The organism is Escherichia sp. E10V5 (genome assembly GCF_004212315.1).
Taxonomy (GTDB): domain Bacteria; phylum Pseudomonadota; class Gammaproteobacteria; order Enterobacterales; family Enterobacteriaceae; genus Escherichia.
Genome location: NZ_RHJM01000035.1, coordinates 1 through 16,123, shown reverse-complemented (window position 1 = coordinate 16,123; position 16,123 = coordinate 1). Strand labels below are relative to the sequence as shown.

Annotated in this window: 15 protein-coding genes; 5 read left to right on the top strand and 10 right to left on the bottom strand. The window is 52.4% G+C overall.

Features of this window, described 5'->3' with window-relative positions:
- Positions 1–12: 12 nt before the first annotated feature.
- Both btsR and btsS read right to left on the bottom strand, forming a co-directional pair.
- Complete coding sequence (gene btsR, locus D9738_RS21510) at positions 13–732, bottom strand: two-component system response regulator BtsR (RefSeq protein ID WP_130207024.1); 720 nt, start codon at positions 730–732, stop codon at positions 13–15.
- Entirely contained in the window at positions 729–2,414 is a 1,686-nt protein-coding gene (gene btsS / locus D9738_RS21505) for a two-component regulatory system sensor histidine kinase BtsS (RefSeq protein ID WP_130261142.1), read from the bottom strand. Before btsS ends, btsR begins: the two co-directional genes overlap by 4 nt.
- A gap of 221 nt (positions 2,415–2,635) precedes the next feature.
- On the opposite strand from btsS, the gene mlrA reads away from it, so the two are divergent.
- Positions 2,636–3,367 carry an HTH-type transcriptional regulator MlrA gene (gene mlrA / locus D9738_RS21500; RefSeq protein WP_130207028.1) on the top strand — a complete coding sequence of 244 codons (732 nt, stop codon included), beginning with the start codon at positions 2,636–2,638 and terminating at the stop codon, positions 3,365–3,367.
- 59 nt (positions 3,368–3,426) lie between these two features.
- Complete coding sequence (locus D9738_RS21495; protein ID WP_001216963.1) at positions 3,427–3,534, top strand: protein YohO; 108 nt, start codon at positions 3,427–3,429, stop codon at positions 3,532–3,534.
- On the opposite strand, the gene yehW is transcribed toward D9738_RS21495, so the two are convergent.
- The 5 genes from yehW to bglX all read right to left on the bottom strand — a co-directional run bounded on the left by yehW (position 3,515) and on the right by bglX (position 9,805).
- Positions 3,515–4,246 carry a glycine betaine ABC transporter permease YehW gene (gene yehW, locus D9738_RS21490; protein WP_130261141.1) on the bottom strand — a complete coding sequence of 244 codons (732 nt, stop codon included), beginning with the start codon at positions 4,244–4,246 and terminating at the stop codon, positions 3,515–3,517. The two genes, D9738_RS21495 and yehW, sit on opposite strands and share 20 nt — an antisense overlap.
- A 4-nt stretch (positions 4,247–4,250) precedes the next feature.
- Positions 4,251–5,177 carry a glycine betaine ABC transporter ATP binding protein YehX gene (yehX, locus tag D9738_RS21485; protein WP_130261140.1) on the bottom strand — a complete coding sequence of 309 codons (927 nt, stop codon included), beginning with the start codon at positions 5,175–5,177 and terminating at the stop codon, positions 4,251–4,253.
- Complete coding sequence (gene yehY / locus D9738_RS21480; RefSeq protein ID WP_130261139.1) at positions 5,170–6,327, bottom strand: glycine betaine ABC transporter permease YehY; 1,158 nt, start codon at positions 6,325–6,327, stop codon at positions 5,170–5,172. Before yehY ends, yehX begins: the two co-directional genes overlap by 8 nt.
- A gap of 6 nt (positions 6,328–6,333) precedes the next feature.
- Positions 6,334–7,251 (bottom strand): glycine betaine ABC transporter substrate-binding protein OsmF, encoded by a 918-nt coding sequence (gene osmF, locus D9738_RS21475; protein WP_130207036.1) that lies wholly within the window; start codon positions 7,249–7,251, stop codon positions 6,334–6,336.
- A gap of 256 nt (positions 7,252–7,507) precedes the next feature.
- Entirely contained in the window at positions 7,508–9,805 is a 2,298-nt protein-coding gene (gene bglX, locus D9738_RS21470; RefSeq protein ID WP_130207038.1) for a beta-glucosidase BglX, read from the bottom strand.
- Between the two features lie 195 nt (positions 9,806–10,000).
- Between bglX and dld the strand changes: the two genes are divergently transcribed.
- On the top strand, positions 10,001–11,716 hold the full coding sequence (dld, locus tag D9738_RS21465; protein ID WP_130207040.1) for a D-lactate dehydrogenase: 1,716 nt from the start codon (positions 10,001–10,003) through the stop codon (positions 11,714–11,716).
- A 98-nt stretch (positions 11,717–11,814) separates the two neighbouring features.
- Here the strand turns inward: dld and pbpG are convergent, their stop codons facing one another.
- On the bottom strand, positions 11,815–12,747 hold the full coding sequence (pbpG, locus tag D9738_RS21460) for a D-alanyl-D-alanine endopeptidase (protein ID WP_130207042.1): 933 nt from the start codon (positions 12,745–12,747) through the stop codon (positions 11,815–11,817).
- 173 nt (positions 12,748–12,920) lie between these two features.
- Complete coding sequence (locus D9738_RS21455; protein ID WP_001295454.1) at positions 12,921–13,508, bottom strand: Yip1 family protein; 588 nt, start codon at positions 13,506–13,508, stop codon at positions 12,921–12,923.
- Between the two features lie 168 nt (positions 13,509–13,676).
- On the opposite strand from D9738_RS21455, the gene D9738_RS21450 reads away from it, so the two are divergent.
- Positions 13,677–14,234, top strand: coding sequence for a DedA family protein (locus D9738_RS21450; protein WP_130261138.1), 558 nt, complete (start codon positions 13,677–13,679; stop codon positions 14,232–14,234).
- A gap of 51 nt (positions 14,235–14,285) precedes the next feature.
- Here D9738_RS21450 and mdtQ read toward each other — a convergent pair whose 3' ends face one another.
- Entirely contained in the window at positions 14,286–15,725 is a 1,440-nt protein-coding gene (gene mdtQ / locus D9738_RS21445) for a multidrug resistance outer membrane protein MdtQ (RefSeq protein WP_130261137.1), read from the bottom strand.
- Between the two features lie 159 nt (positions 15,726–15,884).
- Here mdtQ and yohP point away from each other — a divergent pair, with 159 nt between their 5' ends.
- The gene (gene yohP, locus D9738_RS25525) at positions 15,885–16,031 is read left to right on the top strand and encodes a small membrane protein YohP (protein ID WP_205712962.1); all 147 of its coding nucleotides are present in this window, start codon (positions 15,885–15,887) and stop codon (positions 16,029–16,031) included.
- Positions 16,032–16,123: the final 92 nt, after the last annotated feature.

Sequence of the window (16,123 nt, the reverse complement as noted above, 5' to 3'; positions counted from 1 at the left end):
TTTAGCAGTCTTTTACAGGCCAATCGCCTCTTTTAAACTTTTCAGATAACGGCGGCTGACAGGGACGGTTAATCCATTACGCAAAATCAACTCAGCCTGACCGTTATCTTCCAGGCGAATCTCCTGTAAATGCGCGAGGTTAACCAGATACTGTCGATGGCAGCGCAGTAGCGGTGTGCGGCTCTCCAGCGTGCGCAAAGTTAATTCTGTGAAGCCCTCTTTCCCTTCCTGGCTGATAACGTAAACACCGCTCATTCGACTACTAACAAACGCCACGTCTTTCATTTGCAGCAAATAAATACGACTATGACCGGTACAAGGGATAAATTTCAGCGCCTGCTGATTTTCCGGTAACAGTGAAACATCCTGCTTGCTGCGCTCCTGTCGCAAACGCACCAGTGTTTTCTCCAGCCGCGCTTCATCAATCGGCTTCAATAGATAATCAAAGGCATGTTCTTCAAAGGCTTTAATAGCGTATTCGTCAAACGCGGTGAGAAAAACGATATATGGGCGATGTTCCGGGTCGAGCATCCCCACCATTTCCAGACCGCTGATACGCGGCATCTGGATATCGAGAAACAGCACATCCGGGCGCAGTTTATGCACCGCGCCGATCCCTTCTACGGCGTTTGAACACTCGCCAACAATTTCAATATCACTCTGTTCCTGCAAAAATACGCGCAGATTCTCCCGTGCTAACGGTTCATCATCGACAATTAAGACTTTAATCATGCCTCATCCCTCCATGGTAGTCGTAACGTTATTCGGGTGTAACTATCAGGCTCACAGGCGACGCTTATCCCGTAGTCATCGCCAAACCGTTCACGTAAACGCTTATCCACCAGATTCATCCCCAGCCCGCTGGCATTGGTTGCCGGTTGATACAAACCGGCATTGTCTTCGATCTCCAGCATTAAATGTTGCCCATCACGTCGGGCGCTAATTGCCACTCTCCCCGTATCCAGGAGTTGTGATGTCCCATGTTTGATGGCGTTTTCCACTATCGGTTGTAGGGTAAACGCGGGCAATTGCTGCTGAGATAACGCCTCCGGAATAGAAATATTGACCTGCAACCGCGACTGGAAACGCGCCTTTTCAATTTGCAGATAAGCATTCACATGTTCAATTTCGTCGGCGAGAGTAACAAACTCCGAAGGCCGCTTTAAGTTTTTGCGGAAAAAAGTGGAAAGATACTGCACCAGCTGACTGGCCTGTTCGCTGTCACGGCGGATCACGGCTTTGATGGTGTTAAGCGCATTAAACAAAAAATGGGGATTGACCTGGGCGTGAAGCAGTTTGATCTCTGACTGGGTGAGCATCGCTTTTTGCCGCTCATACTGCCCGGCGAGGATCTGCGCCGAAAGCAGTTGTGCAATCCCCTCCCCCAGCGTGCGGTTGATCGAGCTGAACAGCCGATTTTTAGCTTCATACAATTTGATGGTACCCATCACCCGCTGATTTTCACCACGCAGAGGGATCACCAGCGTTGAGCCTAACTTGCACTGCGGATGCAAAGAGCAACGATAGGGCACTTCGTTGCCATCGGCGTAAACCACTTCTCCGGTTTCAATGGCTTTTAAGGTATAAGCCGAAGAAATCGGTTTGCCGGGTAAATGATGGTCGTCACCAATACCAGTAAAAGCCAACAGTTTCTCGCGATCGGTAATCGCTACCGCGCCAATATCCAGCTCCTGATACAGCACCTGGGCCACCTTCATACTGTTCACTTCGTTAAAGCCCTGGCGCAAAATGCCTTCCGTCGAGGCCGCAACTTTCAGCGCGGTAGCGGAAAAAGCCGAGGTGTATTTTTCAAACATCGCGCGCTTATCGAGCAAAATGCGCATAAACAGCGCCGCGCCCACGGTGTTGGTTACCATCATCGGCGCAGCGATATTACTCACCAGACGCACCGCATCTTCATAAGGCCGGGCAATCGCCAGGATGATCAGCATTTGCACCATTTCCGCGACGAACGTGACGGCACCAGCGGTAATGGGGTTAAAGACTTTATCGGTACGCCCGCGGCGGATCAGGATGCTATGTACCAGCCCGCCGAGCAATCCTTCGACGATCGTCGAGATCATGCAACTCAGCGCGGTCATGCCCCCCATTGAGTATCGATGTAGACCGCCGGTCAGACCAACCAACCCGCCTACGACCGGGCCACCGAGTAAGCCGCCCATCACCGCGCCAATCGCTCGCGTATTAGCAATCGAGTCGTCAATGTGCAGCCCGAACCAGGTGCCCATGATGCAGAAGATGGAAAAGACGATATAGCAGAGAAATTTGTGTGGCAGACGAACTGTGACCTGCATTAATGGTATGAATAATGGCGTTTTACTCATCAACCACGCAATGACCAGAAAAACGCACATCTGCTGAAGCAGCAGCAACACCAGATTAAAATCGTACATACCCGCAAACCACACGTCCCTTTAAAACGCGTAACATACATTGCTCGCGTTCAACTTTCTTTGAACTGTTGCAGAAAAATGAAAAATCGTGAGTACGATCACTCAAAACAACCTGGCAAAAACAAAATCATCCTAATCGAGATCAAAAAACGGCCAAAACTACCTGGTTCATAAAAGAACGTCTACAGTTATGCTGGGACCTCGCAAGCAAGGGTGGGACGATGGCGCTTTACACGATTGGTGAAGTGGCGTTGCTTTGTGATATCAACCCTGTCACGTTACGCGCGTGGCAGAGGCGTTATGGGCTGTTAAAACCGCAGCGCACAGACGGCGGTCATCGCCTGTTCAACGATGCCGATATCGACCGGATCCGGGAGATCAAACGCTGGATCGACAACGGTGTGCAGGTCAGCAAAGTTAAAATGCTACTCAGTAATGAGAATGTTGATGTGCAGAACGGCTGGCGCGATCAGCAAGAAACTCTGCTTAGTTACCTGCAAAGTGGCAACCTGCAAAGTCTGCGAATGTGGATCAAAGAGCGTGGTCAGGATTATCCCGCCCAGACGCTCACCACACATCTGTTCATTCCTCTGCGCCGACGGCTTCAGTGCCAACAACCGACTCTCCAGGCACTGCTGGCGATTCTGGACGGCGTACTGATCAACTACATCGCCATTTGCCTGGCTTCGGCACGTAAAAAACAAGGCAAAGATGCGCTGGTGGTTGGCTGGAATATTCAGGATACCACCCGTCTGTGGCTGGAGGGCTGGATTGCCAGTCAACAAGGATGGCGCATTGATGTCCTCGCCCACTCGCTCAATCAACTACGCCCTGAACTGTTTGAAGGCCGTACATTGCTGGTGTGGTGCGGTGAAAATCGAACCTCCGCCCAACAGCAGCAACTCACCAGTTGGCAGGAACAAGGGCATGATATTTTCTCACTCGGCATTTAATGATTCGTTAACAAATGCGCTTTACTGTACAATCCTTTCGTTAACATAAGGAGTGCATTATGCGCATAGCTAAAATTGGGGTTATCGCCCTGTTCCTGTTTATGGCGTTAGGCGGTATCGGTGGCGTAATGCTCGCAGGTTATACCTTTATTTTGCGTGCTGGCTAAGCGCCTGCACCAGCCGTTCAAACAGGCGGTCTACGATGATCGCCGCCAGTGCCACCAGTAACGCCCCCTGAATCACATAAGCGGTATTAAATCCGCTAAGCCCGATGATGATGGGCGTACCCAGCGTACTGGCCCCAACCGTTGAGGCGATCGTCGCCGTGCCAATGTTGATAATTACTGAAGTCCGCACGCCTGCCAGAATCACCGGCGCTGCCAGCGGTAACTCGACTTTGCGCAGTCGCTGACTACGGCTCATTCCCATGCCTTTGGCAACTTCGGTCACGCTGGCATCAATCGATCCCAACCCGGCAAGTGTCGCCTGCAAGATGGGGAGCACGCCGTAAAGGATCAGCGCGATAATCGCCGGTTGCTGACCAAAGCCGATTACCGGAACGGCAATCGCCAGCACCGCGACGGGCGGAAAAGTCTGCCCAACGGCGGCAATAGTTTCCACCATCGGGCGAAATTCCGCGCCCCACGGGCGAGTGACAGCAATTCCAGCACCAGTGCCAATGATCACCGCAAATAAACTCGAAATTCCCACCAACCAGAAATGAGCCAGTGCCAGAGCTGCAAAACTTTCTTGTTGATAAACGGGTCGTGGCAGTTGTGGGAACAAGGCAGCAAACAGCGGCTGGCTGTAAGGCAGCCAGAAGATCAGCGCCACAAACAGAGCAATGAGCCAGAACAGCGGATCGCGCCATATCTTCATACGCTTACGCCCCCACCAGCAGATCCTGAAAATGCAGCGTGCCGCAAGGCTGGCCCTGCGTGTTGACCACCGGCAGCACTTCGCATCCCCGCGCAACAAACAGGGAGAGCGCATCGCGTAGCGTCATCTCTTCTGCCAGCGCCTCACCTTCAGCCCGTTCTTCGCGGCGCACGTAATCTGCCACACTACGTAACGAAAGCAGGCGCACACCCAGTTCACTACGCCCAAAAAACTGGCGGACAAAATCGTTTGCCGGACGAGTCAGCATCGCCAGCGGATTGCCCTGCTGCACCACTTCACCGTGATCCATTAACACCAGATGTTCTGCCAGCCGTAGTGCTTCATCAATATCATGAGTGACCAGCACAATGGTGCGCCCCAGCAAACGGTGAATGCGCGTCATCTCTTGTTGCAACGCGCCGCGCGTTACCGGGTCCAGCGCGCCAAAGGGTTCATCCATCAGTAAGACTTGCGGATCGGCAGCCAACGCGCGCGCCACTCCCACACGTTGCTGCTGACCGCCGGAAAGCTGATGCGGATAACGCTCACGCAAATTCGGTTCCAGCCCCAGTAACGCCATTAGTTCGTCGATACGATCGTCAATCCGCGCCCGCGACCATTTTTGTAATTGCGGCACGGTGGCGATGTTTTGCGCCACGCTCCAGTGGGGAAACAGGCCAATAGATTGAATGGCATAGCCCATCCGGCGGCGCAACTCCAGCACTGGCAGCGAACGAATTTCTTCTCCGGCAAAGCGGATCACTCCGCTGTCATGCTCCACCAGGCGGTTAATCATTTTCAGGGTGGTGGATTTACCGGAGCCAGATGTACCGATCAGCACCGAAAAACTCCCTTCCTGAAAATTGAGATTGAGATCGTTAACGGCTTTTTGTGCGCCGAACAGTTTGCTTACATGGCTAAATTCAATCATTACGTTTCACCTTCAGCAGTGCGATAAGCAAATCGAACAGCGCGTCGGTAAGCACCGCCAGTACAATTACCGGGCTCACCCCCAGCAACACTAAATCAATGGCACTGCTTAACAGCCCCTGGAAAACCAACGCCCCAAAGCCACCCGCACCAATTAACGCCGCAATCACCGCCATACCGACGGTCTGCACCATCACCACCCGCAGGCTGCGCAGAAATACTGGCAGCGCCAGCGGTAACTGGACATGCAGGAAACGCTGCGCCCCGCTCATACCCATCGCTGTGGCGCTCTCCAGCACATCACGCGGGATCTGGTTCAAGCCGACTACCACGCCGCGCACCAGAGGCAGCAAAGCATAGAGCACCAGCGCTATCAGTGCTGGCGTCATGCCTGTTCCTGCCACACCAAGCGTACCCAGCAACGGAAAGGCAGTAACCAGCGCGGCAAGCGGCGCAATCAACAGGCCAAAAAGCGCCACCGAAGGCACGGTCTGAATGACATTGAGCAGAGAAAAAATCGCTCCCTGCCGCGCAGTGGAAAAGTAGCACCAGACGCCCAGCGGCACGCCAATCACTAACGCAGGCAGCACCGCACCAAACAGCAACATCAGATGTTGTGTCAGCGCGTCGTCAAACACATCCTGACGGTTGGCGTATTCTTTCATTAGCGAGAGATCGTTAAGCGCGCCGGAGTACAGCAACCACAGCGGAATGATGGCAATCTGCATATGCAACAACCAGCGCCACAGCGGATGCGTGGAGATTCGGCGGATGGCATCGCTACAGGCCAGCAATGCCAGCGCCGCAGCCAGCCAGAAACCACTGCCGAGGCTGGTACGCGCCAGCGCACTGCCATTTTGCGCCAGTTGTGTCGCCGCCTTTCCAGCTCCCCACACCAGCAATACGAAGACGAATTGCGCCAGAATGAGTGCAAAAATGCTGCCTTTTCTACCGGGAATAAAACAGGCAGTCAGCCAGGCGCAACCAACGCCCACCAGCATCCAGATCGTTTGTGGCCACAGTTGCCAGAGATAACGTCCCTCACCAGAGACTAACCTGTTAGGTGCATAGCTGATAAACGGCAGCGCCGCTGCGATTGCCGTCAGCAACAGCAGCAGCGCCAGAACAGGATTAATACGTAGATAAGACACGGGAAATTACTTCGTCCACCCTTTTTGTTTCAGATAGTCGGCAGCCACTTTTTTGGCATCCAGTCCTTCAACGGCAATGCTGGCATTCAGTTTTTGTAACGTTTTTTCATCGAGGCTGGCGAAGACTGGCTGTAGCCACTGTGCCATTTGCGGATACTCTTTCAACACCGACTCACGCACCACTGGCGCAGGCGCGTAGATAGGTTGCACGCCTTGCGGATCGCTTAAGGTTTGCAGCCCCAGCGCCGCGACCGGGCCGTCAGTGCCGTAAGCCATTGCGGCATTAACGCCAGAGGTTTGCTGGGCAGCGGCTTTGATCGTCACCGCCGTGTCGCCACCGGCCAGTGACAGCAACTGATCCTGATCGAGTTTAAAGCCATAGGCTTTTTCAAAAGCGGGTAACGCATCGGCGCGTTCGATAAACTCTGCCGAGGCTGCCAGTTTGAAGGTGCCGCCCTCTTTCAGATAACGGCTCAGGTCGGCAAGCGAAGTGAGTTTGTTTTTCTCTGCCACATCCTGGCGCACGGCGATGGTCCAGGTGTTATTCGCAGGTGCGGGCGTCAGCCAGATTAACTTGTTTTGCTCCGCATCGAGCTTTTTGACTTTCTCGTAGCCCTGCCCGGCATTTTTCCACGCTGCATCGTTTTCATCTTTAAAGAAGAAAGCACCATTGCCGGTATATTCCGGATAGATATCCAGTTCGCCGGAAGTAATTGCCCCGCGCACCACGGGTGTCGTTCCCAACTGGACTTTATTCACCGTCGGTACGCCGTGGCTTTCGAGTACCTGCAAGATGATGTTGCCGAGTAGTGCGCCTTCAGTATCGATTTTCGAACCGACTTTAACGGGGGAAGCCGCCTGTAGCGGCAGGCTCACAGCTGCCAACATAACCAGTGAACCCGCCCAGAGCTTTGAGAGTGGCATGATGCTTTCCTCATTCTTTTACTGTTGTTTTCAGCGAATTAAGAGAAAAGCATAGTTGATAATAGCGGGGTTAGCCTGACAGGGCGGATTCAGTTGCAGAATCAGATAAATACTTAAAGGGCATATCTTGCCCGGTGTATCTTGCCGGATGCGGCGCTACAAAGGGTAAAAATTAAACAAGTTGCAAACACCCTGTAGGCCTGATAAGCGCAGCGCATCAGGCAAAGGGCGCAAATTTCGCGCCCTTACTAAAGCATTACAGCAACTCAAACTCGCCTTTCTTAACGCGTGCGGAATCAGTGCCGATAAAGACATTGAACTTACCAGGCTCGGCATCATACTTCATCTGCTGATTCCAGAACTTCAGCGCCTCAATATCGATTGGGAAGCTGACGGTCTGAGTTTCGCCCGGTTTCAGGGTGATTTTCTCAAAACCTTTCAGCTGCTTCACCGGACGACTCATGGAAGCCGTTACATCCTGCAGGTACATCTGAATCACCGTTGCCCCTTCGCGCTTACCGGTGTTCGTCACCTGCACGCTGGCGGTCACTTTACCGTCACGCTTCATGGTCGGCGCAGAAAGTTTCACATCAGAGACGGTGAAAGTGGTGTAGCTCAGACCATAGCCGAACGGATAAAGCGCCCCGTTAGCTTCGTCAAAATAGCGCGAAGTGTATTTGTTCGGCTTGTCGGCATTATACGGACGACCGGTATTCAGATGGCTGTAGTAAACCGGGATCTGCCCGACAGAACGCGGGAAGGACATCGGCAGCTTACCGGACGGGTTGTAATCACCAAACAACACATCGGCAATCGCATTACCCCCTTCCGTACCCGCAAACCAGGTTTCCAGAATCGCGTCGGCCTGCTGATCTTCTTTCACCAACGCCAGCGGGCGACCGTTCATCAGCACCAGCACCAGCGGTTTTCCGGTGGCTTTCAGCGCCGCAATCAAATCGCGCTGGCTTTGCGGAATAGTGATATCGGTCCGGCTGGAGGCTTCGTGCGCCATCCCCTGGGCTTCACCGACCACAGCCACTACCACATCAGATTGTTTCGCCGTCTGCACCGCTTCATCAATCATCTCTTGCGGCGAGCGCGGATCGACTTTGACTGCTTCTTCATACTGATTCAGGAAATCGATAATACCTTTGTCACTGGTAACGTTCGCCCCTTTGGCATACAGCACCTTGCCGTTTTCCCCGACGGCATTTTTAATCCCGGTCAGTACAGTAACGGATTGATCGGCAACACCAGCTGCGGACCAGCTGCCCATCACGTCACGTTTGCTGTCCGCCAGTGGACCAACCACCGCAATGGTTGCCGACTTTTTCAGCGGCAGGGTTTCAAGGCGGTTTTTCAGCAACACCAGGCTTTCGCGCGCTACTTCACGTGCTTCTTTGCGGTGCAGGCGGCTTTCGGCATTGGTATCAACCGGGTCAGACTCTTTCGGACCAAGATGGCTGTATGGGTCGTTAAATAACCCCATATCATATTTAACGTTCAGTACATGGCGGGCAGCGTCGTCCAGCTCTTCCATCGTCACTTTGCCGGACTTGATCAACCCAGGCAGATACTTCGAGTAATACTCGTCACTCATGCTCATGTTGATCCCGGACTTAAGCGCCACGCGCACCGCATCTTCCGGGTCTGCCGCCGTGCCATGTTTAATCAGCTCTTTGATTGCACCGTGATCGGAAACCGTGATGCCTTTAAAGCCCCACTGGTCGCGCAGAACATCTTTCAGCAGCCAGGAATCAGAAGTTGCAGGCGTGCCGTTGAGTGAGTTCAGCGCCACCATCACCGCGCCGCTGCCTGCGTCCAGCCCCGCTTTGTACGGCGGCATATAGTCATTAAACAGGCGCTGCGGGCTCATATCGACGGTGTTGTACTCTTTACCGCCTTCAACCGCACCGTAAGCAGCAAAGTGTTTGACGCTGGTCATCACCGAGTAGCGATCTGCCGGGCTTTTACCCTGCATCGCTTCAACCATGGTTTTACCCATAATTGAGGTGAGATACGTATCTTCACCAAAACCTTCGGAAGCGCGACCCCAGCGAGGATCGCGCGAGACATCGACCATCGGCGCCCAGGTCATGTTCAGGCCATCGTCCGCCGCTTCATAAGCTGAAACGCGCCCGACGGTTTTCACTGCGTCGAGGTTAAAAGAGGACGCCAGACCGAGGCTAATCGGGAAAACTGTGCGCTGACCGTGCAGCACGTCGTAGGCAAAGAAGAGAGGAATTTTCAGGCGGCTCAGTTCCATCACTTGATCCTGCATGGCGCGGATATCCTGACGGGTTACGGTATTAAAAATCGCTCCCACCTGCCCGTCTTTGATCATCTCGCGGATCGCCTCTTTCGGGTTATCCGGACCAACGCTGATTAAACGCAGCTGACCAATTTTCTCATCGACCGTCATTTTCTTGAGCAGCTCGGTGACGAACGCATCCCGCGCTTCGGGCGTTAATGGATGGTTGCCGAATAAATCATCCGCCAGTGCTGGCTGTAGGGCCAGACTCACCGCGATACCTACTGAACATAGCCATTTCATGTGGATTATTCTTCCTCTGTTGCCCGACGTGGCAGCGAAAATGGTGCAAAAGCGGTAGTTTGCCATAACCCTGATAGAGAGAGAAAAAGAAAGCTCAGTTTATTGTCTGAATTTTCAAAATATTCACTCGCTGAATTGTCATACAAGGCGCTATTCTAGTTTGTGATGTTTTTTCGCCACCACAAGGAGTGGAAAATGTCTTCCATGACAACAACTGATAATAAAACCTTTTTGAATGAACTTGCCCGTCTGGTCGGTTCTTCATATCTGCTCACCGATCCCGCAAAAACGGCCCGCTATCGCAAGGGCTTCCGCTCCGGTCAGGGTGACGCGCTGGCCGTTGTTCTTCCAGGCTCGCTACTGGAATTGTGGCGAGTACTGAAAGCCTGCGTCACCGCCGACAAAATTATTCTGATGCAGGCCGCCAATACGGGTCTGACCGAAGGCTCGACACCAAATGGTAACGATTATGATCGCGATATCGTGATCATCAGCACCCTGCGCCTCGACAAGCTGCATGTTCTCGGTAAGGGCGAACAGGTGCTGGCGTATCCTGGCACTACGCTCTATTCGCTGGAAAAAGCCCTCAAACCATTAGGCCGTGAACCGCACTCGGTGATTGGTTCGTCGTGTATAGGCGCATCGGTCATCGGCGGTATCTGTAACAACTCCGGCGGCTCACTGGTGCAGCGTGGTCCGGCGTATACCGAAATGTCGTTGTTTGCACGCATTGATGAAAACGGCAAACTGACGCTGGTCAACCATCTGGGGATTGATCTGGGCGAAACGCCGGAGCAGATCCTCAGCAGGCTGGATGACGATCGCATCAAAGAGGATGATGTGCACCACGATGGTCGCCACGCCCACGATTATGACTATGTTCATCGCGTGCGTGATATCGAAGCCGACACACCTGCACGTTATAACGCCGATCCGGATCGCCTGTTTGAATCCTCCGGTTGCGCCGGAAAACTGGCCGTCTTCGCCGTGCGTCTCGACACCTTTGCAGCGGAAAAAAATCAGCAGGTGTTTTATATCGGCACCAACCAGCCGGACGTGCTGACCGAAATCCGCCGCCATATTCTGGCTAATTTCGAAAATCTGCCGGTTGCCGGGGAATACATGCACCGGGATATCTACGATATTGCAGAAAAATACGGCAAAGACACCTTCCTGATGATCGACAAACTAGGCACCGACAAGATGCCGTTATTCTTTAATCTCAAGGGACGTACCGATGCGATGCTGGAGAAGGTGAAGTTCTTCCGCCCACACTTTACCGATCTCGCAATGCAGAAATTCAGTCATTTGTTCCCCAGTCATTTGCCACCGCGCATGAAAAGCTGGCGCGATAAATATGAACATCATCTGCTGTTAAAAATGGCGGGGGATGGCGTGGGCGAAGCAAAATCCTGGCTGGTAGATTTTTTCAAACAGGCCGAAGGCGATTTCTTTGTCTGTACGCCGGAAGAAGGCAGTAAAGCGTTTTTACACCGTTTCGCGGCGGCAGGCGCAGCGATACGTTATCAGGCCGTGCATTCCGATGAAGTCGAAGACATTCTGGCGCTGGATATTGCTCTGCGGCGTAATGACACCGAGTGGTATGAACATCTGCCGCCGGAAATCGACAGCCAGCTGGTGCATAAGCTCTATTACGGGCATTTTATGTGCTACGTCTTCCACCAGGATTACATCGTTAAGAAAGGCGTGGATGTGCATGCGCTGAAGGAACAGATGCTGGAATTGTTACGCCAGCGCGGCGCGCAATATCCTGCCGAGCATAACGTCGGTCATTTGTATAAAGCACCGGAGACGCTGCAAAAGTTTTATCGTGAAAACGATCCAACTAACAGTATGAATCCGGGGATCGGTAAAACCAGTAAGCGGAAAAACTGGCAAGAAGTGGAGTAAATACGGCTGGATGCCTGATGCGCAAGCACCGCATCAGGCACGGGCAACGAATGCCGGATGCGGCGTGAACGCCTTCTCCGGCCTACGGGCAAGCAAACTTAATCGTTCTGTGCCGTCTGCCCTGCCGCCGCCATCTGGGCGGCCTTTTGTTTTTTATAACTCAATGCCGCTGCCGGAACGGGCATCACTTTGCCGGTTTCAATCCATGTACGCAGGCGGCTGGCATCGGCAAAATGGGTATATTTGCCAAACGCATCCATCACCACCAGCGCCACTGGTTTATTATTGAAAACCGTGCGCATCACCAGGCAATGCCCTGCGGCATTGGTAAAGCCGGTTTTGGTTAGCTGGATATTCCAGTTATCGCGATACACCAGATGGTTAGTATTGCGGAATGGCAGCGTATACGACGGATTAGAGAAGGTCGCCATATCTTCACGGGTGGTACTTAACTGACCGATCAACGGATATTGTTTGGTGGCAATCAACAATTTGGTCAGATCACGGGCAGTCGAAACGTTATGCACTGATAGCCCGGTCGGTTCAACGAAGCGCGTGTTATTCATCCCGAGAGCTTTTGCTTTCGCATTCATTGCTTTAATAAATGCGTTATAACCGCCAGGATAATGATGTGCCAGGCTCGCCGCCGCGCGGTTTTCCGAAGACATCAACGCCAGCAGCAGCATATCTTTACGGCTGATTTCACTGTTCAGTCGTACGCGCGAATAGACCCCTTTCATCTCCGGCGTCTGGCTGATGTCTACTTTTAGTTTCTCATCCAGCGGCAGTCGTGCATCCAGCACAACCATCGCAGTCATTAATTTGGTGATTGAGGCAATCGGACGCACCAGATCCGGGTGGTTCGAATAGATCACTTTGTTGGTATTAAGATCAACAATCATCGCGCTACCGGAAGCAATTTCCGGCTGCGAAGCAGTGGTAGCGGCTGCCGTTTTCGCAGCGGCCTGCGGTGCAAAAGGCACAGCCAGCATCAGGGCCAGGCTAAATAAAGAAACTCGAAATTTCGGCATGATGAGCATTCAAATAGTGGTTCACGCGCACGGGTTGCGCACCGCCGGAGTAAGGATTTACTGAGGCTAGCGAAGCCATCATAACGAGCAAAAAGTGCGGTCGTCAAAGGAGAATCGTGAGGAAATGCTGCATTGCTGACATTTACGCCAGCAATGCAACGCAAAAGAACTTTCTAGAACAGACGATAACCGTACCCCCAAAGTATGACGGTAAGGGCGAGCAGGACTTCCAGTACCAGCACACCAATCGCCAGTGTCGAACTGGAGAAGCTAAGACCTTCCTCTTTGTTGATATTCAGGAAGCTTGGAATACCGAGATAAAGCAGATACCCCGTGTAAAACAGCGCCACCGTGCCAACCAGAGCACACAGCCAGACCAGCGGGTAAAGCGCTACCAGACCGCTGAGAAACAGCGGCGTCGCGACGTATCCCGCGAAGACCATACAGTGCGCAAGCGACGGGCGCTGTGGGTAATTGCGCGCCATCCACCAAATAACCCGCCCCATCACCGCGACCCCAGCCAGCATCACGCCATAAAACAAGACAGCCAACGCCAGTCCGGTAAACCAGGATAACTTCAGGATAGTGCCATCGCCAAAATTCCAGCCGATTTGCGTGGTGCCAATGAAGGCGCAAATCACCGGAATCGCCGCCATCAGCAAAACGTGGTGGGTGTAGTGGTGAGAAATCGTTTCGTTTTCACGATTAATTACCTGCATTTCACGATCGGGATGGGAAAACAGTCCCCAGACATGGCTCATACCGCCCCCTTGTTGTGAGTTCATGAACCTGACAGTTCAAGTATAAGTCAGCTTGTGATTATTTTTTGCGCGATCACTAAATTAGTGCACTGCTCTGCGGGGCTTTTTCTGCGTAAATAATTTACTAGGTGTATGCTTACAGGCAACCAAAGGGAGACAGACTGGCCTATGGATATTAATACGCTTATTTCACAATATGGTTATGCCGCGCTGGTACTTGGCAGTCTGGCAGAGGGTGAAACCGTCACCTTGCTCGGTGGTGTTGCCGCGCATCAGGGGCTGCTGAAATTCCCGTTGGTGGTACTTTCCGTAGCACTTGGCGGCATGATTGGCGACCAGGCGCTTTATCTGTGCGGGCGGCGGTTTGGCGGCAAGCTGTTACGACGTTTATCAAAACATCAGGACAAAATTGAACGGGCGCAGAAGCTGATCCAACGTCATCCGTATCTGTTTGTTATTGGTACACGTTTTATGTATGGCTTTCGGGTGATTGGTCCGACGCTGATTGGCGCTAGTCAGCTACCGCCGAAAATATTTCTACCGCTGAATATTCTCGGCGCATTTGCCTGGGCGCTGATTTTTACCACCATTGGCTACGCAGGTGGCCAAGTGATTGCGCCGTGGTTGCACGAACTTGACCAACATTTGAAGCACTGGGTTTGGTTGATTCTGGTTGTAGCTCTGGTGGTTGGTGTTCGCTGGTGGCTGAAACGGCGCGGGAAATGAAACGCCGGTGAGGTCCAACGTTTCTCTGCTTAATACTTGATAAATGAGACATCAACCGCGTTTATAGCCCCCGCCCAGCGCACTGGTGAGTTGAATGGAGGCATCCAGCCATTGCCCTTGCAAAAGCAGGCCGTTGGCTCGTTCGCGAAGCGCCGGAATTCTGGCTTCACTGACGCGGGAACCCGCGATGATGCCCGCGTTAAATCGCGCCTGTGCCAGCCCCACCACTCGCATGGCATCGCGCTCAATTTGTGCCTGATGCTGGTTTTTCTCTGCCAGTATCTGCACCTGACTCGCCGCCCGCGCCACATCGTTCACCGCCTCGACCACTGCTTTGTTGTAGTTGGCAATCGACAAGTTGCTTTCGGCTTTCGCAATATCAAGATTGGCATTAAGTCTGCCGCTGTCGAATATTGGCAATGTCAGCCCCGCCGTGACGCCCATCTGTTGGGCGGAGCTACGAAAAAGATCGCTTAAATGCAAAGCATCCTGTTGCAGGAAGGCCATCAGATTGATGTCGGGATAAAATGCCGCTTTTGCTGCGTCGATGGTACTTAACGACGACTCGACATACCAATGCGCCGCCTGCAAATCTGCCCGCCGGGCCAGCAAGGAATATCCCAGTTCATCAGGAAGCTGGCTTGCCACTTTCGGCAACGTGACCGGATGCAGCTTCAATGCGCTTTTCTGATGGTTGGTGAGCGCACTTAATCGCGCCTCGATAATTTTCATTTTACCCGCGACATCGTTGAGCTGTTGCTGGGTTTTACTGGCATTAATATCGGTTTCCACACCTTCAACCGAAGAGGTAATTCCACGCTGATAGAGCTGGCGATCGGTCGCAATAATGGTGTTCTGCTCTTTTTCGATTTGCAGCAAAACCGTGTTCAACGCCGCCTGAGTTTGCCAATCCCAATACAAACGGGCCACGCTGCCAGCCAGCAATTGCCGGGTCTGCTCACGTTCCGCCACCCGAGCTTTTACTGAACCGAGGCGAGCAGTAACTTCCGCCCGATTCTTTCCCCAGATATCAAGATGCCAGCCCGCCGTTAAACCAAAAGTACCGTTGGTATACCACGGCCCCGTGGTGCCGGCAGCAGGATCGTTCAGGGCAAACGGCCCCATTAACCCTTCAGCCGACATTTTTTGCCGTTGCATATCCGCAGAAAAATCTACCTGTGGGCCATCCTGGGTCGCTACTGCTTTCGCCTGCGCTTCAGCCAGTTGAATGCGCTGTTCAGCCACCTGCATATCCGGCGCGTTCTGTATTGCATTATTAATTAAGGAAGTGAGTTGATTATCGTGGTATTCCAGCCACCACTGGCTGTCTGGCCAACCGTTTTTCAATGCCGCAGGTAACGCAGTGTCCACTTGCGTGGCAGGCGTTTGCAGGTTTAACGCCTGACGAGTTTCGTGCACAGGCGCACACCCAGCCAACAAAATTAAAAGCGGAAAACAGAAGCTTGCTGCATTAAATGAATCACGATTCATGGGGAATAATCAGGTAAGAAACGGTGCGCGGAGATTACCGTGTGCGGCGAAATATTTTTTAGTTTCACGTGGCAATACATCAGCGGAAATAAAACGACATATCCAGAAAAATATACAATAAGTGAATGATATCCTCTGATTTATCTTAATCGTTTATGAATGAGGGCAAAGAGTTTCATTTTTTCCTATACTTATTCAGCACTCACAAATAAAGGAACGCCAATGAAAATTATACTCTGGGCAGTATTGATTATTTTCCTGATTGGGCTACTGGTGGTGACTGGCGTATTTAAGATGATATTTTAAAAATCAGATATGGCTTATAAGTTGTCAGGCTAGTAATTAGATGTTTTGTGTACTTGATTTGCAAACAGCTCCGGTGTTGGTGGCGTCAAAAT